Annotated in this window: 18 protein-coding genes; 9 read left to right on the plus strand and 9 right to left on the minus strand. The window is 57.3% G+C overall.

Annotation, left to right across the window (positions count from 1 at the left end; translation table 11 throughout):
- Positions 1-732: 732 nt before the first annotated feature.
- The 5 genes from trpE to gatB are packed head-to-tail and all read left to right on the plus strand — an operon-like array spanning position 733 to position 5,997.
- A complete protein-coding gene (trpE, locus tag ACGY09_RS19870; protein ID WP_397569129.1) occupies positions 733-2,229 on the plus strand; it encodes an anthranilate synthase component I in 1,497 nt (498 codons plus the stop codon).
- Positions 2,230-2,249: 20 nt separating this feature from the next.
- Complete coding sequence (locus tag ACGY09_RS19875; RefSeq protein ID WP_397569130.1) at positions 2,250-3,266, plus strand: sugar phosphate isomerase/epimerase family protein; 1,017 nt, start codon at positions 2,250-2,252, stop codon at positions 3,264-3,266.
- A gap of 49 nt (positions 3,267-3,315) precedes the next feature.
- Positions 3,316-3,567, plus strand: a complete 252-nt coding sequence (locus ACGY09_RS19880; RefSeq protein ID WP_397569131.1) for a zinc ribbon domain-containing protein — start codon at positions 3,316-3,318, stop codon at positions 3,565-3,567.
- A 36-nt stretch (positions 3,568-3,603) separates the two neighbouring features.
- Positions 3,604-4,485: an EboA domain-containing protein gene (locus tag ACGY09_RS19885; protein WP_397569132.1), complete on the plus strand. Its 882-nt coding sequence runs from the start codon at positions 3,604-3,606 to the stop codon at positions 4,483-4,485.
- A gap of 12 nt (positions 4,486-4,497) precedes the next feature.
- Complete coding sequence (gatB, locus tag ACGY09_RS19890; RefSeq protein WP_397569133.1) at positions 4,498-5,997, plus strand: Asp-tRNA(Asn)/Glu-tRNA(Gln) amidotransferase subunit GatB; 1,500 nt, start codon at positions 4,498-4,500, stop codon at positions 5,995-5,997.
- Between the two features lie 292 nt (positions 5,998-6,289).
- Here gatB and xerD read toward each other — a convergent pair whose 3' ends face one another.
- Positions 6,290-7,240 (minus strand): site-specific tyrosine recombinase XerD, encoded by a 951-nt coding sequence (gene xerD / locus ACGY09_RS19895; RefSeq protein ID WP_397569134.1) that lies wholly within the window; start codon positions 7,238-7,240, stop codon positions 6,290-6,292.
- Positions 7,241-7,746: 506 nt separating this feature from the next.
- On the minus strand, positions 7,747-7,995 hold the full coding sequence (locus tag ACGY09_RS19900; RefSeq protein ID WP_373653221.1) for a hypothetical protein: 249 nt from the start codon (positions 7,993-7,995) through the stop codon (positions 7,747-7,749).
- A gap of 214 nt (positions 7,996-8,209) precedes the next feature.
- Between ACGY09_RS19900 and ACGY09_RS19905 the strand changes: the two genes are divergently transcribed.
- Complete coding sequence (locus ACGY09_RS19905) at positions 8,210-9,217, plus strand: ribose-phosphate diphosphokinase (protein WP_373653220.1); 1,008 nt, start codon at positions 8,210-8,212, stop codon at positions 9,215-9,217.
- A gap of 30 nt (positions 9,218-9,247) precedes the next feature.
- Here the strand turns inward: ACGY09_RS19905 and ACGY09_RS19910 are convergent, their stop codons facing one another.
- On the minus strand, positions 9,248-9,772 hold the full coding sequence (locus tag ACGY09_RS19910) for a SixA phosphatase family protein (RefSeq protein ID WP_397569135.1): 525 nt from the start codon (positions 9,770-9,772) through the stop codon (positions 9,248-9,250).
- Between the two features lie 182 nt (positions 9,773-9,954).
- Between ACGY09_RS19910 and ACGY09_RS19915 the strand changes: the two genes are divergently transcribed.
- Complete coding sequence (locus ACGY09_RS19915) at positions 9,955-10,965, plus strand: cyanophycinase (RefSeq protein ID WP_397569136.1); 1,011 nt, start codon at positions 9,955-9,957, stop codon at positions 10,963-10,965.
- 70 nt (positions 10,966-11,035) lie between these two features.
- Here the strand turns inward: ACGY09_RS19915 and ACGY09_RS19920 are convergent, their stop codons facing one another.
- From ACGY09_RS19920 to ACGY09_RS19940, 5 genes are all read right to left on the minus strand, one after another.
- Complete coding sequence (locus ACGY09_RS19920; protein ID WP_397569137.1) at positions 11,036-12,124, minus strand: peptidylprolyl isomerase; 1,089 nt, start codon at positions 12,122-12,124, stop codon at positions 11,036-11,038.
- Between the two features lie 200 nt (positions 12,125-12,324).
- A complete protein-coding gene (locus tag ACGY09_RS19925; protein WP_373653216.1) occupies positions 12,325-13,509 on the minus strand; it encodes a sialidase family protein in 1,185 nt (394 codons plus the stop codon).
- A gap of 75 nt (positions 13,510-13,584) precedes the next feature.
- Positions 13,585-14,670, minus strand: coding sequence for a zinc-binding dehydrogenase (locus ACGY09_RS19930; protein ID WP_373653215.1), 1,086 nt, complete (start codon positions 14,668-14,670; stop codon positions 13,585-13,587).
- On the minus strand, positions 14,667-15,683 hold the full coding sequence (locus ACGY09_RS19935; protein ID WP_373653214.1) for a peptidyl-alpha-hydroxyglycine alpha-amidating lyase family protein: 1,017 nt from the start codon (positions 15,681-15,683) through the stop codon (positions 14,667-14,669). Before ACGY09_RS19935 ends, ACGY09_RS19930 begins: the two co-directional genes overlap by 4 nt.
- A gap of 332 nt (positions 15,684-16,015) precedes the next feature.
- Entirely contained in the window at positions 16,016-16,921 is a 906-nt protein-coding gene (locus ACGY09_RS19940) for a DUF58 domain-containing protein (RefSeq protein WP_373653213.1), read from the minus strand.
- Positions 16,922-17,832: 911 nt separating this feature from the next.
- On the opposite strand from ACGY09_RS19940, the gene ACGY09_RS19945 reads away from it, so the two are divergent.
- Complete coding sequence (locus tag ACGY09_RS19945; protein ID WP_397569138.1) at positions 17,833-20,448, plus strand: DUF1553 domain-containing protein; 2,616 nt, start codon at positions 17,833-17,835, stop codon at positions 20,446-20,448.
- A 112-nt stretch (positions 20,449-20,560) separates the two neighbouring features.
- Positions 20,561-22,012, plus strand: coding sequence for a DUF1501 domain-containing protein (locus ACGY09_RS19950; protein WP_397569139.1), 1,452 nt, complete (start codon positions 20,561-20,563; stop codon positions 22,010-22,012).
- Positions 22,013-22,168: 156 nt separating this feature from the next.
- On the opposite strand, the gene ACGY09_RS19955 is transcribed toward ACGY09_RS19950, so the two are convergent.
- Positions 22,169-23,197 carry an AAA family ATPase gene (locus ACGY09_RS19955; protein WP_397569140.1) on the minus strand — a complete coding sequence of 343 codons (1,029 nt, stop codon included), beginning with the start codon at positions 23,195-23,197 and terminating at the stop codon, positions 22,169-22,171.
- Positions 23,198-23,271: the final 74 nt, after the last annotated feature.

Consider the following 23,271-nt stretch of genomic DNA (forward strand, 5'->3'; position numbering starts at 1 on the left):
TGGGGATCTGAATTGCATCACGGGTCGGGTGGAGAATTCCCGTTGGGGCCTGTTGACCGGTTCGGTCGTGGTGTGGGCGATCAAGTTGATCGGGTCAAGCTGGCGTGGACATGCGGGACGCGTGCCCTGATGGCTGCGGCGATGCCTCAGTTCGAGTTTTCCCCCGTTCTGAAGCGGAGATGCGAGGTGGTGCATTCACCGAATGGCGGGCGTGAAGTGACCGTGCGGGACCGATGATTTGATGCCCGCGAGGACTTTGAAGTTGCTCAACTTGCTCAAAATGAGCAACTTCGATGCTCGGTTTGGTGCTGGAAAACAGGGAAGTTGCTCAACTTGTTCAACTTGCTCATCTCAATTTTTTGTTCTGACTTCGGCCACGTATTGACCCATGGGTTTCGGATTTCCGGCCTGTCCTGGCCTCGTTTGTCGCAGGTGGGATCGGGTTTGGCGGGGTGGGGGCTGGGCCGACTTTGCGGTTGGCGGAGTTCGTGACGGGCTGAGTTCGTGGGGTTGGCTGGTCTCTTGGATTGTGTGGGTGGCGGCCCGGCGGGGGATTGGGGGCTGGCGTTGGGGCAAAAGTGCCCTCACAGGTAGGAATTCGCTTGCGCGTGATTCGTTTTTCGGGCCGGGAAGTGAACTTTTCGGCGTGCTGGCCCTCGTTTCCTCGAACGGGTACGATGAGGCAGACGGGCATGAGTGCTCGGGAATTCCGCTGGAGAGACGTTCGACGACATGGCTCACTACACGCCCGATTTTGCTGAATTTGAAAAACTTTCCCAGGGGATGAACTTTGTACCGGTTTTTCGCCAACTGATCAGTGATACGCTGACGCCGGTCAGCGCTTTCTGTCGGATCGCCGGGGACGAAAATTCGTTCCTGTTTGAGAGTGTGGTCGGCGGTGAGCGAGTTGGACGGTACAGCTTTCTCGGGGCCGGGCCGTTCCTTCAGTTCGATGCGTATGACAAAGAGATCGTACTGACGGAAGCGGGCCAGACACAGCGGTACTCGGTCGAAGACCCTCTCGAGCACATCCATCAGATGCTCGAGCAGTATCGGGCACCCCATCTTCCGCAACTGCCGCGCTTTTGTGGCGGTGCTGTCGGTTATGCGGGGTACGATACTGTCCGCTACACGGAACACCTTCCCAATGCGCCGGAAGATGATCGTAAATTGCCGGATATGTCGTTTGCCATGTACGACCGGATGGTGATCTTCGACCAGATACAAAAGACGATTCGGGTCGTCGTCCACGCCGATGTGCGAGGGGGTGATTTGCGATCCGCTTACGAGAATGCCTGTAAGCGGGTTGATCTGTTGTGCGAGCAACTCGACACCCGCTCCGAGACGATTCACCTGTCGGATATCTCGCTACACGGTGATCCGCAGATTCCGTTTCGCTCGAACTTTACGCGGGCTGGCTACGAGCAGGCTGTCGAGAAATCGAAAGAGTACATTCGCGCAGGAGATATCTTTCAGGTCGTTCTCAGCCAACGGCTTGAGGTCACCACAAAAGCCAGTTCGCTCGACATCTATCGTGCGTTGCGTGTGGTGAATCCAAGTCCATTCATGTTTCTGTTGAGGACGCCGCACGCGCATCTGATCGGCAGTTCGCCGGAAATCATGGTCCGTGTCGAGGAAGGGCGGACCACGATTCGTCCTCTGGCAGGAACGCGTCGTCGCGGCAAAACGCAGGAAGAAGATGAAGCGCTGGAAAAAGAACTTCTCGCCGACGAGAAGGAGCGGGCCGAACACGTGATGCTCGTTGACCTGGCGCGGAACGATGTCGGACGCGTGGCAGAGTACGGTTCGGTCGTTCTCAGCGACGTCATGCACGTCGAACGCTACAGCCATGTGATGCACATCAGCTCTACGGTGACGGGGAAACTGGCTCCGGGTAAGACGGCACTGGATGCCTTGCGAGCGGGGCTTCCGGCAGGGACCTTGTCAGGCGCTCCCAAAGTACGGGCCATGGAAATTATCGATGAGCTGGAACCGCATCGCCGGGGACCTTACGGCGGGGCTGTCGGTTACCTCGATTTTACCGGCCACATGGATACATGCATCGCTCTCCGCACGATTGTCATGATGGGGCAGACGGCCTATGTGCAGGCGGGTGCCGGGATTGTGGCAGACAGTGTTGCATCCTCAGAGTACGAAGAGACCCTCAGCAAAGCCCGGGGGTTACTGAAAGCAATTGAGATTGCTGAACGGCAGATGGCCTCGTCATAACCGCTGAGAAGGATCCCAGAATGCTCAACGACCGCGCGCAAGTTGGCTTCCAGACTGTCGATCAGAAACCGGACCCTGTTTCACTCCAGCGTGAGGGGACGTGTTGTACGAGCCAGATCGGGCGAGGTGGGATCGCTTCCCGACGTGAGTTTCTGAAAACATCGGTGCTCACCGGTATTGCGGCGTCAACGGGATGGGGGGCGATTCCCCAGCGGGCGATGGCAGAGGAGGGGAAAGAGAAGAAGGGGGGCGAGATCCGTTATGGGCTTGTCACCTACCAGTGGGGCAAAGACTGGGATCTCCCCACGCTGCTGAAGAACTGTGAGCGTGCCAAGGTTCTGGGAGTCGAACTCCGTACAACACACAAGCATGGGGTGGAACCGAGCCTTTCCGAACGTCAACGTGAGGAAGTGCGGCGACAGTTCGAGAAATCTCCCGTTCAAATGGTGGGGATTGGCAGCAACGAACGATTTGACAGCCCGGATCCGAAGGTGCTGCAGGCTGCGATCGACGCGACGAAAGCCTTCATCCAGTTGAGTCATGATGTCGGCGGCTCGGGCGTGAAGGTCAAGCCAGACTCTTTCCACAAGGATGTGCCTCGCGAGCAGACGATCGCCCAGATCGGTCGCGCCCTGAATGAAGTCGCCGAGTATGCGACGGGGTTCGGTCAGCAGATACGGCTCGAGGTTCATGGTCAGTGTGCTCAGTTACCCACCATCCGGGCGATTCTCGATGTGGCCGATCATCCCAACGTGGCGACCTGCTGGAACTCGAATCCGCAGGATCTGGAAGCTCCGGGGCTCGAACATAACTTCAACCTGGTGAAGGATCGGCTGGGACAGACGACCCATATTCATCGATTCGACGTGTCGAATTATCCTTGGGCGGAGTTAATGGATCTGTTCGTGAAAGTGAACTATTCGGGCTGGATGATGCTGGAGGAGGGGGTTGTCCCCGCAGATCCCGCCGAGGAATTGATCAAGCAACGCGAACTGTTTGAACAAGCATTGTCAGAAGCTCGCCAGCGGGTTGGCTGAGCGAGCCGGGATTAAATGAGCCGGGTTTGAACGGGAGGAGAATTCAGAGATGCCCACTTACGATTACCATTGTCCAGAGAATCAGCAGACGTTGACCGTGCAGCACGGAATGAAGGAATCCATCAGGACGTGGGGCGAACTGTGCACGCGCACTCAGACCGAGCCGGGAAAGACGCCGCTTGACGCATCGGTCGAGCGAGTGATTTCGGGCGGTATTGCGTTGCCGATTGCCAGTCCGATTCCTCAGCTTCCCATGTCGGGTTGCTGTGGGAACCCTTCCAGTTGCGGTCACGGACATTGACGCGTTCCCTGCGAAGGGCCAGTTCAGAGAGCACTCATGAATCCTGATACGGAAAAAATTCGACAACTGATCGAGCGATGGATGGAAATGCGGGTGGATCCCGCCGCGGCTGCGTGGATTCGCGATCGCCAGGAAGTCATTCAACAGGGGGACAAGCGGGGATTGTTCCTCGCCTTCGGAATGGTGCCGCGCAAGGTCGGGAAATCCGATCTCGAGCTGACGGACGAAGAACTGATCATCGGGAATGAGGTGCGGCCTGGCTGGAACCCGAAGGGCTGGAGTATCGATCAGGCGACTCGAACGCTGTTTCTGCTGACTTTGCCGCCAACCGAACCGACCACCCTGGTCGGGATTCTGGATCAACTCGCCTCGACGGGTGAAGTTGGGGAGCTGGTCGCGATCTATCAGTCGTTACCACTGTTGCCGCATCCCGAGGCACACGTCCTGCGCGCTGCCGAGGGAATTCGGACGAACATCAAGGCTGTCTTCTGCGCGGTGGCGTATCAGAACCCGTATCCGGCAGAACAGTTCAACGAAGACCAGTGGAATCAGATGGTGCTGAAGTGCCAGTTCATCGGTGTCCCGATGGCTCCCGTCGTGGGGCTGGACCAGCGGTCCAACGCGGCACTCTCGGGGATGGTGCTGGACTACATCGCAGAACGGTGGGCGGCTCATCGCACGATTGCACCCGAGCTGTGGCGCTGTGTCGGGCGGCATGCGGATCCCAGAGGGTTGTCGGAACTGCACAACGTGCTGACGACGGGCTCGCTTGTCGAAAAATATGCTGCCGGATTGGCTCTCAGCGAAAGTACGGAACCTGCCGCTCAGAATTTCCTCGGGATCGCGCCTGAAATCGCGGGCGAAATTGCCTCGGGCAAGATCACGTGGGCCACCATTGACGCGATGAGTTCCTGTTAATTTGAGGATCGGATGTCCTACGAAATCATTATCGGGCTGGAAATTCACGTCCAGCTCCAAACCAAGACCAAGATTTTTTGCGGTTGTCCGACCACGTTCAACCCTGATCACCCCAACGTACAGACCTGTCCCGTCTGTCTGGGCTTGCCGGGAGCCTTGCCGGTTCTCAACCAGCACGCCTATCACCTGGGAGTGAAGACGGCTCTGGGATTGGGCTGCCAGATCGCGCCCTTCACCAAGTGGGACCGGAAACAGTACTTCTATCCGGACCTTCCCAAAGGCTATCAGATCAGCCAGTTCGATCTTCCCTTCAGTCATGACGGCCATGTCGACGTGGTTTGCGGGGACCCCGCGACTGTTCGGCGCGTTCGCATCCTGCGAGCGCACCTGGAAGAAGACGCCGGTAAGAATACGCATGACGAATCAGGCCGAGGCCGCGACAGCAAGGTCGATCTCAACCGCGCGGGAACTCCTCTGGTCGAAATCGTGACGGAGCCGGATCTTCGTTCGTCGGAAGAAGCACGCCGATTCCTCGAAGAGTTGCGGCTGATGCTGACGTATCTTGAGGTCTCTGACTGCAACATGCAGGAAGGGAGTCTGCGGTGCGACGCGAACGTCAACCTGCACGTGCTGCAGCCGGATGGGACGAAGGTCCCGACACCGATTGTCGAAATCAAGAACCTGAACAGTTTCCGCTTTACGGAACAGGCGATTGACTACGAAGTGGCTCGCCAGTGGGAAGCGTATCAGCAGACCGGGATCCGGATGGGAGCCAAAGGGGGCCACAAGCGAACGGTCGGATTCGACCCGGGCCGCGGAGTCACGTATGCGTTACGCGAAAAAGAAGAAGCGGCAGACTATCGCTATTTCCCTGACCCTGACCTCGTGCCTGTTACCACGACCGTCGAGCGCGTTGACGCGATTCGTGCGGAAATGTGTGAACTTCCCGGACTCCGTCGTCAGCGATTGATCGATGAGTATCAGTTAACGCCGTACGATGCGTCGGTGATCATCGATCAGGGGCGGGCCGTCGCGGATTACTTCGAAGATGTTGCCAAGGAGTGCGGAGAAGGGAAGCAGGCAGCGAACTGGCTGACGCAGGATCTGCAGGCCGCGATGAAAGAGCGGGGTGAAACGATCACCACGGTCCCGATTCGGCCCCCTGTGCTGGCGGCTCTGCTGAAGCGAATCAACCAGAAGCAGATCACCATCAAGGCGGCTCGAGAAGTCTTCGCGGCGCTCCTCAGCGATCACGATGAAGAGATTCCCGTAACGGAGTCGCGAATCGATGAAATCGTCAAAGCACGCGGACTGGCGATCGTGCAGGACACCGGGGCCGTTGATGCTGCCATCGCGGCGGTGATCGAGCGAAGTGCCAAGGCGATTGCCGACTTCAAGAGCGGAAACGAGAAGGCCATCGGGGCCCTGATCGGGCAGGTCATGAAAGGGGTGAAGGGGGCCGACCCGCAACTCGTTCGTGAAAAGCTGCTGGAGGCGATCGCCAGGTCGTGACTTCCTGACAGTCTGCTGGAATCCCCGGATGTCTGCTTCAGATTGAAGTCGCAGCACCGAGGAGGGCTTCGTTGGCCGAGAGGGGCTTTGAAGTAATTGGTGGTGGGGACTTCGACGGATTGAGGCCACGGCTCTGAGACGTCGACGAACGTGACGTGTCAGAACAACAAAGACTCCGGGGCCTGGCAGGGTTGGTTGTTGAATGGCGCCGCGGTCGGTCCGCCTTGGGGATGCGGTGCTCGTTCTCTCCGTTTGGGAGTGGACAAGTTAAGGAGCCAGCGTTCAAAAAATCTCAGCCACGGGGATGGCACTTCTCGTGGATGGACTTGAGTCGGCTGTGGTCGACCTGGGTATAGATCTGAGTCGTGCGAATGCTGGCGTGACCGAGCAGTTCCTGCAGGGCACGGATTTCGGCACCGCCGGCCAGCATGTGCGTGGCGAAGCTATGTCGCAACGTGTGGGGGCTGACTTCGCGACTGGCTCCAATCCGCGCGGCGTACCGTTTCACCAGTTTCCAGACGGTGATTCGGCTGAGCGGGTTGCCTCCGCGGGAAACGAGCAGGGGGGACGTCGGGTCTCCTTTGGGAGCCAGTTTGGGGTATTCGTGTTGCAGGTACGCTTCGACTGCTGCGCAGGCGACGGGATTCAGTGAAACGATACGTTCCTTGTTTCCTTTCCCGACGCAGCGGCAATAACGCTCTTCCAGGTGAATATCACGCAGAGCTATGCCACAGACTTCGGACGCACGGCAACCGGTCGCGTACATGAGCGCCAGGAGGGCTCGATCCCGGAGCGGCTGACGGTCTTCGCGGGAGGGGGCTGCGATCAGGGCATCGACCTTTTCGGGGCTGAGGACCTTCGGAAGGTGTTGCCAGAGTTTCGGCGAGTTGACGAGTTCGACGAGGCTTTCCGGGATGATCCCTTCCAGCACCAGGTAGCGGAAGAACATTTTGAGAGCCGCCAGGTGGCGGGCGATGGACGTGGCGGCAAACTGATGTTGATGGAGGTCTTCCAGGTAGCGAGTCAGCAATGCCAGATCGACCTGCTGCAGCTTGCCCGGACCATTGGTCTGATACCAGGCATCGAATCGGGTCAGGTCACGCCGGTAGGCGAGCAGCGTATTGGCGGAGAGTCCACATTCCGCCTTCAGGTAATGGATGAATCCGGCGAGATGTTCGGAGGGTTCGGCCTTGTTGCTGGAATTCGTGGCGGCGGACAAGGTGGGACGTCGACGCGGAGGCACGGTATTTCCCCAGAAATTCGTTTGTCGCGACCAGTCGTTTCTAACAGTGAGCCCTTACAGGGCCGAGTATCAGTTTGATTTCGTTGCGGCTCTGCAACCTGCCATGTTCCCGGGAATGGCCGAAGGGGGAACGTTCCGGGAATTGGCGGACGAGGCGATTCCCAAGCGGTGTCCCCACAGGAGAAATATACCTGACTTATCGGCGGAGTGATGTGCAGTGCTGTTGTGGATCCGCGAGACAGGCCGTTTCACTGCAACAGATGCCGAAGAGGTAGACTTTCGGGACGGTCTCCCGTGAACCGTCCGCAGAGTCAGCCGATTCGGGTACGGTGAGTTCGTTCCAAATTCCTGACCCACGTCAGTAGCCAATCAGGGGAGGGGAATTAAATCATCCACGACGATGACCCGAGTGTGCTGGCGGACCATTGACCCAGTTCGGGGCCGGACGCAGCGGGACTCGGGTTGAAGCGCGAAGGAGGCGTCAAAGTTCAGCCAGTCGGGATAAGCTAATTTCCCTGGACCTGTTCCTCAAAGATCCGGGCAATATCCTGTTCCGTCACAGTGATTTCGCGGGTAAATCCCGTATGTGATCTCGTGTAAGAGACCTTGGCCGCTTTCGCGGGGTCACGGTGGACCATTCTGGCCAGCACGGCCTTGTCTTCATCGGTCAGTTTTCCCACGGAGGGATCCCAGCTGGTCCGGGATTCGATCACCAGTGAGTCAACACGAGCGTCGTATTTTGTGTAGTCAGCCATGGGTTCTTGAACTGAGAGAAGTGTGAAGCGGTTCGAGAACGAAATGCGAACCGCAATCCAGAAATCATACCCCGAGAAAACCGGACAGGCAAAGCAACGGGAGACCTGGCTTTCATTGGAGCGGGTTTCCGTGTGGGGATGCTGCTTTGTGTCGCTGGCCTTGTCTCGATACGATTGCTGCTGACGTCTAGCGAATTATGAGAGGACTGTTTTAATGGACTATCTGCGGCCGAATCTGTCTGGGCCGAGACTCGCACCGTTCCAGGCACCTCAGGGTGATCTGGCAATCATTGCAGGGTCGGGGAATCCCATTCTGGCGCAAACAATCGCCAACACATTGGGTGTCTCTCTGACCCCTGCACGGGCTCACATCTTCAGTGAAGGAAATGTGTTCGTCCGCATCAAGGAGAACGTCCGGGGCAAAGACGTTTTCATCGTGCAGGGTTGTCACTTCCCGGTCAACGATAACTTCATGGAACTTTTGTTCTGGATCGATGCCGCGCGTCGCGCGAGTGCCCAGAACGTCACCGCAGTCATCCCGTTTTTCAGCTATGCACAAGGGGACAAGAAGGACGAGCCCCGCGTTTCGATCCGGGCCCGTGTCTGTGCCGATGCCATCGAAGCGGCAGGGGCCGATCGCGTACTGACGATGGACTTGCACAGTCCTCAAATTCAGGGCTTCTTCCGCGTCCCCGTCGACCATCTTTACGGTCGCACCGTGCTGGTTGATCACTTTAAGCAACTCAACATTCCCGACCTGGTGGTGTGCAGTCCTGACGTTGGGTTTGCGAAAGGGGCCGCGGCGTACGCAGGGCTGCTGAATGCGCCGGTCGTCATTGGGAACAAGTATCGGGCTGACCACACAGAGACTGTGCAGATCGTGGAAGTGATCGGTAACGTCCAGGACAAGAACGTTTTTCTGGTCGATGACCTGACGATCACGGGCCGTTCACTGGTGGAAATGGCCAGAACGCTGAAAGCACGCGGTGCTCGCGATGTCTACGCTGCTGTGACGCACGGCGTACTGTCGGAAGGTGCGGCAGCGCGGATCGCCGAAAGCGAAATCAAGAAGATGTTCATTACAGACACGATCGAAAATTCGTTCAGTCCATTACCGGCGAATATCGAAGTGATTTCGGTTGCTCCCCTGATGGCGGCAGCCATCCGCTCAATCCACGACCGGACCAGCGTGAGTATGCTCTTCCCTGAGAAGTATGATTGATTTCCGGTCGGTCGCACGTGCGTCGGACGTCTAATCTCGGTCTAACTCTTTGGGTTTCCACAGTCGCTGGAGGCGTCCTTTAGGCGGAGGCGATGATGGGAGATTGGAAAACTCGCTCCACTGGATCGGGCCCAATTCGATCACCGCGATTGCAGCAGTGGGAAACTTGAGGTGCTCACCAGTGAGAAGGGTGAGAAACTCTTCAAAGCCGGGGTTATGCCCCAGCAACAGGACGGCCGGGAACAGCTCGGAAACCCGAGACAGCACTGCGGCTAAGCCCGCCGGCTCTGCCTCGTAAAGTTCATCCAGATAATGAACGGATAACGAAACGGGGGCGAGTTCTGCGAACGCGAGTTCCGCAGTCTCACGTGTCCGTCGAGATGTAGAGGAGAGGACCAGGTCAGGGATGAACTGCTCCTCCTTCATCAACCGCCCCATACGGACGGCCGCTTTACGTCCGCGATCATTCAGGGGGCGGTCCTGATCAGCGAGTTGTGGGTCGCCCCAACTCGACTTGGCGTGTCGAAACAGAAGCAGGGATTTTTTCTCGGTCATTGATGTCGATCCTGGAGAGGGTGTGTGCACCGCACATTGTCGGCGAAACGGACTCACTTTTCGAGAAACTTGCTCGAAAACACGATTCGATCACTGGCCAGGAAGTCGACAGACGATAATATTTCAGACATCACGTCATAGGATTCATGTCAAAACGTCTTTCGAGATCAAGGGGGCAAACAATGTCCGCTAAGCAGACATCTCGTTGGCTGAAACTGACCAGTTCTGTCTCGTCCTCTCGTTCTGAAATTCCGGCAACGCCGCAGGGGAGCGTTGCACGTCGTTCGATCTCCATGCCTCGAATGCTGTGCTGGATGGTGACAGTCGTGATTCTGGTGGGGGCCAGTGTTTACGTCCGGGCAGAGATTCACCGCCGGATTGCGTATCTGGAGAAGCCACCGACGATGGGATTGACTCCTGCGGGCGGAACCTTGCTGATCGCCGGGGGAGGGCATCTGTCCGAGATGATTCGTCACCGCTTTATCGAATTGGCGGGTGGCACGAACTCACGGATTGTGGTGATCCCGGCTGAGGTGATCGATGACGAGGCGCGGGAGTCCTATCGACAGATGTGGCTGAAATATGAGGTCAAGAGTGTTGATGTCCTGCATACCACATCGCGTGCCACGGCCAATGATGTCTCGTTCTGTGAGGTCCTCTCTACCGCAACCGGAGTCTGGCTTGGGGGAGGTCAGCAGACATGGCTGGCCGACTGGTATGGCGGCACACTTGTTGAAAGCCGACTGAAAGAGGTGCTGTCCCGAAATGGCGTGATTGGGGGCACGTCGGCCGGGGCCGCGATTATGTCCGGGATCATGATTGCCGGAGGGCGAGGCACACCGGTGATGGGACGTGGCTTCGACCTGATTCCGGGTGCGGTGATCGATCAGCACTTTATCAAACGGAATCGAATCGGCCGGCTGTACCAGGTTCTGGAGCGGCACCCTGATCTAATTGGATTTGGAATCGATGAAGAGACCGCACTGCAATATGCCATCAAAACGGGGAGTTTTCAGGTTCTCGGCCAGTCGTGTGTTGTGGCGTGTGTGCTGGACGCGGGAAACGAAAAGTCTGGTAAATTTCGCCTGCAGTTCATGAATCCCGGTGATGAGTTTGATATCGAGCGACTTCGTCGTGGCGACCAGATTCAACCTGCGTTCAGCCCGTTCGAGGAAGTTCTATTTGGAGAATAAAAAAGGTCCGTCTCCGATGGGATCGGAGACGGACCTCAGGTCTTGTCACTTCGAACGTGAGACGTTGGACTTATTGCTTACGAGGGGCTTTCGCGGGAGCCGCTGCAGCGGTTGGCTTGGCCTGGGTTCCACTGGCTGGCTGAACTCCGCCGCCGATCGGACCGGTCGCCGCTGCGTTACGTTCAGGACGGTTTGAGGTCTGAGTCAGGTAGTTGTCGACGATGGTTTCTTTTTTCAGCTTTTCGAAGACCTTCGCAACCTGCATCTGAATCTTCGATTCCTTCAGCTCTTCGTAGAGGGTGTTACGAACTTCGTCGATTTCGGTGACTACAGGTTCCGTACGACCTTCGCACTTCAGGATGACGAACCGGCTGGGGGCCACTTCGATCACACCGGAGATTTCGCCTTCTTTGAGTCGGAAGGCGGCGTTTTCCAGCATTTCGTTGCCGTTGAACTTGGCGATCGGGGGGATCTGACCACCCAATGCGCGGCTGTTTGGATCGACGGACAACTTGGCGGCAAGTTCTTCAAAATCGTCTGGGTTCTTCTTGAGTTCATCCCAACCCGCTTGAGCCCGACGCTGGTTGTCGAACATGATCATGCGTGCTTTGACGCGAGGACCATAGTTTCGCACGAAGGCTTCGTTCATGTCTTTGTCGTCGACTTCGACTTCTTCCCCTGCCAGCTTCTTCAAAGCGATCATCGGGAAGATCACGCTCTGACGGTACTGGAGCGGGCTGATGTTGCGTTCGGCCTGCAGCATTTGCAGCCATTGAGTCGGATCGAGGTTGAAGCGGGTCGCGATCCGTTTGATCTCGTCGGTGATTTCCTGCTCACTGACGGTGATTTCGTGGGCTTCGCAGGCCTGCTGGATGATCAGGCGATGGATCAGGTCGTCGAGGACTTCGCGGCCATGGCGTTTGACGCACTCTTCGGCGACGGTGTCATAGGTGATGGTATCTTTGTCGACCTTGGCAAGAACTTCAGGCTTCTTGGCCGTGTTGCCGACGCGAGCCTGACCGGCTGGCGGGTCTGTGGCTGCCATCGATGCGGGGCTGCGGACGTATTGCATCAACATGCCAGCAGACAGTACGGCAGCGACCGAGCCGCCAAATACCCACATCAACCGTCCTTTGGTCTGGCCCTTGGAATTGGGCACGGACAGGTGATTCCCTTCACCCATGATCTGTCTCCGAATCGGAAGTGACACCGAACTGTAAGGCGAGCCCAAATGGGCACCGACGTCCCTGGCGGCGGCGGGGTTATAGGAATCGGCAAAAAATGCGTCAAGACGGCTTCCAGCGGTCCTTAAAAATAAAATGCGATCTCCTGCCACCCCGCGTTTGCCCGGTTTTCGGCTTATTTTGCCGTATATTCAGGGTTCCAGATCGTTGCCGCGATGTATCGATCGCTGAGCGGCTGGTCATGAAAATAGTAGATTGTCACAATTTTTCCGTCGGGGCGCTGCACGCTGACCGGGTACCCAAAGTCGCGTCCTCCCCCGTTGTTGTGCAGGATCAGGATGTTTCCCCAGGTCTTGCCACCATCGTTACTCAGGCGAGCCCGCATCTGAAATGGCTCTGCCCGATACCCGTATGCCAGGCTCAGGCGGCCGTCGGACAACTTGATCAGGCTGGGGGGATTCCCTTCACCGGTATCCGCGACGGGATGATCATCCACTTTCCAGGTTTTGCCGTCGTCGAGCGAACGATAAGCATCAAGCCAACTTCGCTTTCCTTCGCGACAGCGAATGATGACCAGCAGTTCGGATTCGCCGAGGCGGACCGCCGAAGGCATGATCGAATACCCTTTCGGTTCCGGCCCGATCCACGCCACGAAGTTCCATGTCTTACCCCCATCAGTCGTCCGTGCACACAGGGGACGTCCTTCGCGACCATTCCCTTTGGCGGCAGTGAGGAAGACCAGGCAGTCGTGCGGGCCGTTGACGATGTAGTTTGTGCGGGGGGCGAGTTTGAGCTTTCTTCCCTGATCATCGGCCACATCCAGGCGGAACGGTCCCTGCCAGGTCTTGCCACGATCGTTTGAGTAAGAGAATCGCGATTCGTCACCATGATGGTCGAGCATGCGAAACGTGATCACAAAGTCGGGATGTTGAAAATTGATTCCTCCTGGACAATCCTGCCACGGCTTCTCTTTCAGTCCCGGAGGAGTAATCCCGTGAAGACCTTTACCAACGGGGATGAGTGCCCCTTGCTTCGATGGGTTTTCCAGTGACCAGGTTTCTCCACCATCGAGGCTGCGGGCGAAAAGATGTTCTTCCGGGCGCTCGCGATCAATCGCGTGAACGCCGGGGCCGTTGTCTTTGGAATACCCCGCGGAAAAGCCGACGAGGATCTCATTACCCCAGGACCAGATTCCATGATTGGCTGGCCAGCCGCCGAACCGACCAGGTTCCGCGTAAACGTTGACTCGCACCGCCTCGGCGGGTTGCAGCGGAACCGATTCTGCCTGTTGTGCATACACGCAAGGGACGCTTGTCATCAGCAGCAGACCGCTCACAAATCGCAGCCAGGTCGTACTCATTCGTTGTCTCGTCAAACTCATAAAAGCCAACTCTCATCAGGGAATGAAATCGTCCTCGTTCGGAAAATCATCCGATCAGAATACGACCTGGGCCGGGTTGATTGCCTGATACTTTCCTTTGCTTGCGGTGATCTCGAAGGCTTCGGGAACGGCTTCAATGCCGTGCAGGACGTGAGTAATTGTGTGTTCGAGTCGGACACGGCCCGAGGCTACCAACTGAACCGTGTGCCGCAAGTGTTCTCGCGTGCTGATGTCGGGGAACAGGTATCGCAGGCTTCGCTCGCGGAAGAGATCAATCGGCAGCATGACAGAGCCGCCAAACCACGAGACGCCGATAATTTTTCCTCCTGAACGGACTGAAACCAGGGCATCCAGCAAGGTCTGGTGTCCCGCGAGTCCCTGCCTGGGGCTGCCACCGGCGCATTCGAAGACTACATCCGCCCCGTTGCCTCCCGTCAGTTCTCGAATGGTCGACACCACATCGCAGGCCCTTGCGTTGAGTGCGTGGTCGGCTCCGAGTTCGCGAGATACCGCACAGGCTTCCTCCCGGACGTCGACGGTAATAATTTGACCGGCACCACTGATCCGCGCAATCTGCAGGCACTCCAGTCCCATGCTTCCCTGTCCGAAGATCACAACGGTGTCGGCGATCTGGATCTGGGCTGTTTCGACAGCGGCAACGCTGTCGCTGAGCGATTGCAGACATGCTGCGACGCTATCCGAAATTCGATCATCGACTTTGACCAGAGCAATTTCGGGAAGCAGTGCCAGCTCACTGAAGCATCCCGGCTGATCGAAACCGATGACGGGACCTTGTCGGCAGAGAGTGCTGCGCTCGTTCCGGCATAGCGGGCAGTTTCCGCAGGGAAGCTTGGCGCGGGCTGCAACGCGATCACCGACGGAATAACCGCTGACTCCTTCGCCCACTTCGACGATCCTGGCGCAAAACTCGTGGCCGAAGAGTTGGATAGGGGCCTCTGCATCCAGCCTGGCTTTCACGCGGTCGTAGGCCAGTGTTGGAATACCAAACGCAAGCTGCGCTTCGGTCACGCTCGGTTGTACGCAAAGTGGTTTAACGACGACGTGACCGGGCTGACAAACAGGCTCCGGGATATCGTCCAGACGCAGATCTCCGAAGCCATAAAATCGCCACGCCTTCATGGAGTTACTCCTGCCAGTCGTTCGAATTTCTGCAACGTGTGGTAGCGGCCGGTGGAAGGATACTGACGTCCATTCGCCGACCAGACAACTTCAGCGATGTACAAACTTCCGTTTTTATCGAGCCACAGATCATGCGGAGCGAAGAAGTCGCCCGCTTCCTGTGGTCTTTCACCACCGCCAAATCGGGAAAGGAGATGGCCGGACGAGTCGAAAATACTGAGACGGCCACCGGGTGAATCCGCTGCAGGAGCCGTTGTGCCCGGCCACATCCCGGCGCGATAACCCAGTTCAGCCACGTAGACCAGGCCCTCCTGATCGATCACCATTTCGCACGGGCGGGCAATATCGGTCCATTCGGTAAGGAATTTTCCTTCGGGTGAGAAGAGCTGCAAGCGACTGTTCTCGCGATCCGCGACGTAAACGACCCCATTTCGGTCGACGGTAATCCCATGCGGAACATGGAACTGACCCGGGCCTGATCCCGGTTCTCCCCAGGAGAACTGCAGTGTCCCGTCGGGCGAGAACTTATGAATTCGCGCGTTGCCGTAGCCATCAGCAACGTACCAATCGCCATTGGGGGCCACTGCAAGATTCGTCGGGAAATGGAAGGGAGGGCCCGCGTAGCGGATCGTGCGATAGTCGATTGAGGTTGCGCCGGTATCTGATGGCTTCCCGCTTGTTCCCAAGGTGAGAACGTGACGGCCCTCTGCCGTGAACTTGTGGATGGTGTGGTCCAGGTCGTCGGTGCAATACACGGAATCATCGGGGCCGATCCAGATGCCGTGAGGGCGATTGAAGAGACCTTCTCCCCACGAGAAGAGCAAATTTCCATCGGGATCGAAGACGGCGACAGGATGGTCACTTCGGTTGAAGACGAAGACACGATCCTTTGAGTCTGTTGCTACGCCTGTGACTTCCCAGATATGCCAGTCGACGGGCCACTTCGCCCAATCCGCGATCGCCCGATATGTAAAGCCGCCGGATGTGATGATTTTGGAGTCAGATGAAGTCATGGAGCCGTGCCATATGTGAGAAAAGCGAATGTGAGGAGCAGGCCAACAGGGTTGTGCGGAGCGTCGGACGTTGCAGAGTGGCCACGATGGGGACAGATGCCCCAATCAGAGAGACGACGGTGATGGAGGTCGGTCTGCTAATGAGTTTTGGAAGGGTGAGTGGGTAGCGAGATGTTTCTGCTCGCGCCGAGATTCGTCCACGGTTTCAGATTCCGCAGAGAGGGGCGGTTTGATCTCGCATGTTGTCGAACGTCATTTCGAGGTTGAAACATCGACCGCACACCTGTTTTGAAAGTATGTGACTTTGACCAGATTTACCGGAGGGATCAAATTTACCGGAGACGAACGCGGGTTCGCTGGTTGAGGTATTCCACCAGATCGTCACCCAAATTTCCGCTGGTGTCCACCGATACGCGTTCAATCGCATTCCGTCGGCAGAGGTCTTCGAAGGCGGCCTCATAGCGATGGAGCGACGCGAGATATCCATTACGGATGTCCTCGGTCTGCGTCAGATACTCTGCAGTCTCTTCTATTCCGAGAAACTTCACCATTCCCTCAAACTGAAATGTCCTTTCGTGAGGATGCAGGATGTGAAACAGCACGATCTCGTGTCGGTTGTATTTCATCCGCTGTAACACGGTTTCCAGCGCAGTGAGATCCGTAAAAAAATCACTGAAGATCATGACGATCTCACGGCGTCCCATCCGGCCAGTCAGGTCCGTCAGACAGTCAACCATGTTCGTCTTTTCGACGGGCGAGATCTGGTCGAGGTGTTGGATGATCCGATGAATCTGTGCCAAGGTGTTTCCCGGAGGGACATAACCTTGAATACGATCATCGAAGGTGGTGAGGGAAACTTTGTCGTTCTGCGCAATAATGGAATAGGCTAAGGTCGTGGCGGCCTGGGCTGCACAGAACAACTTCTGCTCGTTCCCGGCTCCGTACCGCATCGACGCACTGATATCCAGCACGAGGTGACAGACAAAGTTCGTCTCCATCTCGTATTGTTTGATCGAAAGACGGTCTCGCTTGTAGTAGAGCCGCCAGTCGATGTGCCGTGGATCGTCTCCGACGATGTAATCCCGGTGCCCGGCAAATTCGACTGCAAAGCCGCTGAGGGGGGACTTGTGAGCCCCCGCCAGGTTCCCCATTACCAGTCCGTGCGGTTCCAGTGGTCGATCAGCAACGCGTCTGAGAATCTCGGGATTCAGGTACCGGGAAAGCACGCTCTGCGTCATCGTCTCTCACTTTTTCTTGCAGGTGTTCTGAAACGCAGGGCGTTGACACAAGGAGCGGGCACAGGCTTCGAATTGGGCAGAGGGGCTGATACAGGTTGTTTGGATGACCGTTGAATACAATTGAGTCAGATCAATCGGAAGGGAAACAGCTCCGCATCCAGGTTCATCATATTCCTCAATTGAGATCCCTGATCTCGTACTCGGCCCGACGGGGCTGAGCATGTCCCGGGGCCTCATTGTGCTGATTCGAGTTCCCACTCACAACGATTGCATGAGCGACCTGGAAATCGTCGATGGCTTGAAGTGACATCCGGTGCGAGAACCTGCGAGCTCCCGTGAACAACAGACGGCGGTGAAGAACAGACGGATCTGACCATCGAAGTGGGCTTAGGTCGTGCGGAAACGTCAGGTCAGTTTCAAGTTCTTGATTGCTTGCCGATTCCGGGAGACGGGGAATCAAAACTGTCCAGGCGCCCGATCAGCCAGAAATGTTTCGGCTGTTTTTTGTTTCGTTGAAGTCTGATGCGCCACGGATCGGATGTGCAGGAATGGAGACGTCTTGCTGCCTGCTGGTGAATCAGGCCACGTTCCTCGCATTCGATGTGTGTCGTTCTGCGCGACTGGGGATGATTGGCGCCAGATTCTAAGACTGCCCGATTCGCACGTTGATCGCTTGAGGTTGTTGAGGTGTCGTATCTTCTGTCATCCCGCCCCTCCTTTCCGCAAAGCCCCGACAAGGGATAATACAGGAAGATTTGTCTGTCATTCCACAACCGAAGTACGGGCTGATACACGTTCGGAAAGGGGAATGTATGAGGCGATTGGGCTTCATTCTCGTTGCGATTCTTTCGATGATCAGACATACTCGATGCGTAACTGCTACTGCTGAACTCCCGCTGGTATTTCCCGCCATGAAAAATCTCAGCCTTGCCCTCGCGATCCTGTTCGCTTCCTGGCCCGTTCTGCGAGCTGCAGAGACTCCCGGCGAAGTGTTGTTTGAACCGCACATTCGCCCCATTCTGAAGTCGTTTTGCTTCCACTGTCACGGCGAAGAAGAAACCGTCGAAGGGAAGCTCGATCTTCGTCTGGCGCGACTGATGGTGAGCGGCGGAGAAGGGGGCCCGGCGATCGTGCCGGGGAACGCCGACAAGAGTTTGCTGCTTGAGAGAATTCGATCCGGTGAAATGCCGCCGGGCGAGAAAAAATTGACGCCCGAACAAGTGAATCTCATCACCCGCTGGGTTGCGGGAGGAGCCAAAACGGCTCGTCCGGAACCGGAAAAGCCGCTGGAAGGGGACTTCACCGATGAAGAGCGGGCATTCTGGTCAGTCCAGCCGATCCGCAAACCTGCTGTCCCTGCAGTCCAGCATACTGAGCAGGTCCGCTCGCCCATCGACCAGTTTCTGCTGGCAGTCCTGGAGTCGAAAGACTGGGACTTCTCGGAACCCGCAGATCGTTTGACGCTGGTTCGCCGGCTCTCCTTCGACTTGCACGGATTGCCTCCTTCTCCCGATACGGTGGAGCGTTTCGTTAATGACCCGGCGCCTGACGCTGTCGAACGTTTGACCGACGAACTGCTGGCGTCACCCCGTTACGGTGAACGCTGGGGTCGCCATTGGCTGGATGTTGCCGGTTATGCCGATAGTGATGGTTACACCGAAGCGGATCCTGTTCGGGATTATGCGTTCAAGTACCGTGACTATGTCATCCGGGCGTTTAACTCTGACAAGCCGTTCGACCAGTTCATCGTCGAGCAACTGGCGGGTGACGAATTGGTGACGTACCCGTACGAAAATCTTTCTCCCGATGCCACCGACAAGCTCGCTGCAACCGGTTTTCTGCGGATGGCACCTGACGGCACCGCGAGTGGCGGCGTTGACGTCAATGCCGCGAGCAATGAAGTGATTGCAGAAACAATCAAGATCGTCTCGACGTCCATGCTGGGAATGACAGTGGGATGTGCTCAGTGCCACAACCACCGTTACGACCCGATCACACAGGCCGACTACTACCGCTTCCGAGCGGTCTTTGAGCCGGGATATAACACCAAGGCCTGGCGAGCGCCGGGATCTCGCTTGATCAGCCTGTGGAGTGCAGATCAGCGGTTGACCGCGAAGGTGCTGGGTGATGCCGAGTACAAGTTGAGCGAACAGCGCGGACGCGAATTGAACGCAATCGTGCAGGAAGTCTTTGAACGGGAAGTGAACAAGCTGCCGGAAGCTCAGCGGGCACCAGCCCGGCAGGCCCGCGCCACCAGCGCCGACAAACGGACGCCGGAACAGCAGCAGATCCTGAAAGAGACCCCGAGTCTGAATGTCGATGGGGGTAGCGTCTATCTTTATGAACCCGCGCGGATTGACGAATTTAACCGACGGTGGGACGAGCGGATTGCACAGGTCCGATCCTTGCGTCCGGCCGAAGACTATGTTTCGGGCTTCACGGAAATCCCCGGTCAGGTTCCTCCGACCCATCTGTTCTATCGAGGCGAGATCAACCAGCCGAAGCAGGAAGTGACACCGGCGGAACTGTCGATCGTGTCCCTGACATCCCCGGTCGAAATTGCGATCGACGATCCTCAGGTTCCCACTACGGGACGCCGTCTGGCCTATGCCCGTAATCTCACCAGTGGCAAGCATCCTCTGTTGTCGCGCGTGATGGTGAATCGCTTCTGGATGCATCATTTCGGGAAGGGGATCGTCGCGACCCCCGGTGACTTCGGGTATCTCGGTGAACGTCCATCTCACCCCGAATTGCTCGACTGGCTGGCAACGCGCTTCGTCTCTGACGGATGGCAGTTAAAGCGATTCCATCGTCTGCTGCTGGGGTCCACTGCGTTCCAGCAGCGGTCACAGCGTCGGCCCGAGATTGATGCTGCTGATCCTGACAACCGCCTGCTGGCCCGGATGCCCGTGCGCCGTCTGGAAGCAGAAGAAATCCGCGACTCCATGCTCTCTTGCTCTGGCTCGCTGAGCGACAAAATGTACGGAAAGCCCGCGCCGGTCGCGGTCGATGAAGTGGGGCAAGTCATTGTCGGCTTGCCGACTCTTGACCTGGCTGGGGGACGGATCAACCAGGGGGTTTCACTGCGGGAAGACGAGTTCCGTCGCAGCATCTACGTGCAGGTGCGACGTTCGTTGCCCCTGGGGATGCTCGAACCCTTTGATATGGCGACCTTGTCACCCAACTGTGACATTCGTCAGTCCTCGACTGTCGCTCCTCAGGCATTGCTGATGATGAATAACAGTCTTGTGGTTCGCGAAGCGGAAAAGTTCGCCGACCGTGTTCGCAAGGTGGCTGGAGATAACATTTCGGAACAGGTCAAGTTCGCGTGGGTCACGGCCTTCACGCGCCCTCCAACTGAACGGGAACTGGCCGGTGCAATTGCATTTCTGACCGAGCAGACAGAGCAGGTTGCTGCCAAAGTTCCTGCTGATCAGGCGGGTAAGGAGCCATCCCCGGCGCAGGTCGCACTGGCGAGTTTCTGCCAGGGCCTGTTGAGCGCAAACCTGTTCCTCTACGTCGACTGAGTTTCGACTGCCTGCGGGGCCTGTCATGTGACGAGGTTCCCCACAAGGCTGGAATTCGCACTGCAAAAGATCGCTGAATGTCTTCGGACAGAAACTAATAAGGGGCAATCGTATGCACTTCTTCCCAGACCACACTCGACGACATTTTCTCGCCCAATCCGGGTTTGGATTGTCGTCACTCGCGCTGACGCACCTGCTCACGCAAGAGGCCAAGGGAGCGCCAGCGAAGCCCGATCTGGAAAAGCAGTCGTTTGATCTTGTGCCCAAACGAACTCCCCATGCACCGCAGGCGAACGCGATGATCTCGCTGTTCATGCAGGGGGGGCCTAGCCATATCGATATGTTCGAGCCCAAGCCGGAACTTGATCGTCTGAATGGACAGACCTTCAATGGTCAGCTTCAGCTCGACAATGCGGCCGAGGCGACTTCCAAGCTGTATGCGTCGCCCTGGAAGTTCAAGAAGCACGGCGAGTGCGGTACGGAACTCAGCGAACTGTTGCCGCACCTGGGCAAGGTCGTGGACGACATTTGTCTAATCCGCTCGATGCACACAGGCGTCAATAATCACGTGCAATCGATCTGGGCATTGACCAACGGCCGCATCCAGCAAGGTCGACCTTCCCTGGGTTCATGGATGGCCTATGGTCTGGGGACCGAAAACCAGAACATGCCCGCATTCGTCGTTCTGACGGATCCATCGGGATTGCCTGTCGCGGGAGTCGAAAACTGGACGAATGGCTGGCTTCCCTCGCTGTATCAGGGAACGGTGATTCGCCCGAAAGAGCCTCGAATTCTCAACCTGGATCCACCTCCTCAGTTCCAGGGGGCGGTGCAGGACAAGTTCCTGAACTACGTACGCGAGCTGAACCAGGATCACCTGTCGCAACGGCCGGGTGAGCATGATCTGGCGGCGCGGATCTCGAGTTATGAACTGGCGGCCCGGATGCAGACCGCTGCCAAGGAAGCACTCGACCTGTCACAGGAAACTGCCGAGACAAAGGAACTGTACGGACTGAATAATCCGAAGTCTGCAGAGTATGGCACGCGGTGTCTCATCGCGCGGCGACTGGTTGAACGCGGTGTCCGCTTCGTGCAAGTTCATACCGGGAACCAGCATTGGGACCATCACGGTGCGATCAAAACAGGATTGCCGCAAATGTGCGAAGTGACCGATCAACCATCGGCTGCACTCGTCATGGACCTCAAACGCCGCGGTCTGCTCGACACGACGCTCGTCCACTGGGGTGGCGAAATGGGCCGTCTGCCGGTGATTCAGAACGAAAAGAACATCGGCCGCGACCACAATACTTTCGGGTTCAGCATGTGGCTCGCCGGTGGTGGAGTGAAGGGGGGACTCGCGTATGGTGCGACCGATGAAGTCGGTCACCATGCCGTGGAAAACGTCGTCAACCATTTCGACTACCATGCGACACTGCTGCATCTGTTCGGTCTGGATCCCGAAAAGCTGACCTTTGCCCGTCCCGGTACCCCAGGGACGCTGCTTGACGGTCAGCCCGGTAAAATCGTCTGGGACATTTTGAAACGCGGCCAGGAACAGGCCTGATTGAGTTTGCGAGTCACGAGAAGAGAGAACGGCGTGGCTGGTCCGTATTCGCGGACCAGCCACGCTGGATTCTGTGGTCGATCCGACCAATTCATGGTGCATACCAGTGCCTGCTGGTGCGCTGCGGCGAATCAGGCAGTTCGCCACGCGATTCGATTAAGCGGGCCGGGCATATTTCCTGTCGGCCGGTGTTCTTTCCATGAGCATGTCGATCAGCTTTTCGCTGTTGATGTCTGCCGCCTGTGCGGCGTAGTTGGGGGCGATTCGATGCCGCAGAGCTCCCTGGGCCACTGCCTGCACGTCGCCGATTGTCGCGTGGTAGCGACCGTAGAGGATGGCTCGCGCTTTTGCACAGGTGACGAGCGTCAGGACTCCGCGCGGGCCGGCTCCCCAGTTCACCCATTTGTTGACGAAGTCGGGGGCCTCTTCCGTGCCCGGACGAGACGCGCGCACCAGAGCATGAGCGTAACCCAGCACCTGATCACTGACGGGGACACGCTGGACCAGTCGCTGATAACCCACGATGTCGTCACCGGAGAGGACTCCCTCAATCTTTCCCATGTGCCCTGTGGTGACGCGTCGCGCCACTTCCCACTCGTCTGCGGCCGAGGGATATGCGACGCGAATGTGCAGCAGGAATCGGTCCAGTTGCGCTTCGGGCAGGGGATAGGTCCCTTCCTGTTCAAGCGGGTTCTGCGTTGCAAGCACAAAGAACGGATCGGGCAACTGATGGATCTGGCCCCCGGCTGAAACTTGTCGTTCCTGCATCGCTTCCAGCATCGCGGCCTGCGTCTTGGGTGGAGTACGGTTAATCTCGTCCGCCAGAATCATGTTGGCGAAGAGCGGACCTGGCAGAAACTTGTATTCGCGATTGTGCGTTTCCAGATTTTCCTGAATGACATCGGTGCCGGTCACGTCACTCGGCATCAGATCGGGGGTGAACTGGATCCGCTTGAACGTCAAGTGCAGGGCCTGTGCGAGTGAGCTGATGAGCAGCGTTTTGGCCAGACCGGGGACTCCTTCAAGCAGGGCGTGCCCGCGTGCGAAGATGGCGATCAGGACCTGTTCAATGACGTCGCTTTGGCCAACGATGACTTTCGCGAGTTCATCGCGCAGCGTGTTGTAGGCTCCTTCACATTTCTGTACTGCCGCGACGTCGTCCGCAGGAATGGAATCGGTGGTCATGTGATAAGTCTTACTGGTGAGATCGTTCTTAGTGATGATCGGGCTTTTGTACGGCAACGGGAAGGGGCGACCGT

The sequence above is a fragment of the Schlesneria sphaerica genome (genome assembly GCF_044336245.1).
GTDB lineage: Bacteria > Planctomycetota > Planctomycetia > Planctomycetales > Planctomycetaceae > Schlesneria > Schlesneria sphaerica.

What these genes read in the sequence shown, in the direction of transcription:
- trpE (WP_397569129.1), top strand. Translation starts at nt 733, where the DNA reads ATGGCTCACTACACGCCCGATTTTGCTGAATTTGAAAAACTTTCCCAG.
- ACGY09_RS19875 (WP_397569130.1), top strand. Translation starts at nt 2,250, where the DNA reads ATGCTCAACGACCGCGCGCAAGTTGGCTTCCAGACTGTCGATCAGAAA.
- ACGY09_RS19880 (WP_397569131.1), top strand. Translation starts at nt 3,316, where the DNA reads ATGCCCACTTACGATTACCATTGTCCAGAGAATCAGCAGACGTTGACC.
- ACGY09_RS19885 (WP_397569132.1), top strand. Translation starts at nt 3,604, where the DNA reads ATGAATCCTGATACGGAAAAAATTCGACAACTGATCGAGCGATGGATG.
- gatB (WP_397569133.1), top strand. Translation starts at nt 4,498, where the DNA reads ATGTCCTACGAAATCATTATCGGGCTGGAAATTCACGTCCAGCTCCAA.
- ACGY09_RS19900 (WP_373653221.1), bottom strand. Translation starts at nt 7,995, where the DNA reads ATGGCTGACTACACAAAATACGACGCTCGTGTTGACTCACTGGTGATC.
- ACGY09_RS19905 (WP_373653220.1), top strand. Translation starts at nt 8,210, where the DNA reads ATGGACTATCTGCGGCCGAATCTGTCTGGGCCGAGACTCGCACCGTTC.
- ACGY09_RS19910 (WP_397569135.1), bottom strand. Translation starts at nt 9,772, where the DNA reads ATGACCGAGAAAAAATCCCTGCTTCTGTTTCGACACGCCAAGTCGAGT.
- ACGY09_RS19915 (WP_397569136.1), top strand. Translation starts at nt 9,955, where the DNA reads ATGTCCGCTAAGCAGACATCTCGTTGGCTGAAACTGACCAGTTCTGTC.
- ACGY09_RS19925 (WP_373653216.1), bottom strand. Translation starts at nt 13,509, where the DNA reads ATGAGTACGACCTGGCTGCGATTTGTGAGCGGTCTGCTGCTGATGACA.
- ACGY09_RS19930 (WP_373653215.1), bottom strand. Translation starts at nt 14,670, where the DNA reads ATGAAGGCGTGGCGATTTTATGGCTTCGGAGATCTGCGTCTGGACGAT.
- ACGY09_RS19935 (WP_373653214.1), bottom strand. Translation starts at nt 15,683, where the DNA reads ATGACTTCATCTGACTCCAAAATCATCACATCCGGCGGCTTTACATAT.
- ACGY09_RS19940 (WP_373653213.1), bottom strand. Translation starts at nt 16,921, where the DNA reads ATGACGCAGAGCGTGCTTTCCCGGTACCTGAATCCCGAGATTCTCAGA.
- ACGY09_RS19945 (WP_397569138.1), top strand. Translation starts at nt 17,833, where the DNA reads ATGAAAAATCTCAGCCTTGCCCTCGCGATCCTGTTCGCTTCCTGGCCC.
- ACGY09_RS19950 (WP_397569139.1), top strand. Translation starts at nt 20,561, where the DNA reads ATGCACTTCTTCCCAGACCACACTCGACGACATTTTCTCGCCCAATCC.
- ACGY09_RS19955 (WP_397569140.1), bottom strand. Translation starts at nt 23,197, where the DNA reads ATGACCACCGATTCCATTCCTGCGGACGACGTCGCGGCAGTACAGAAA.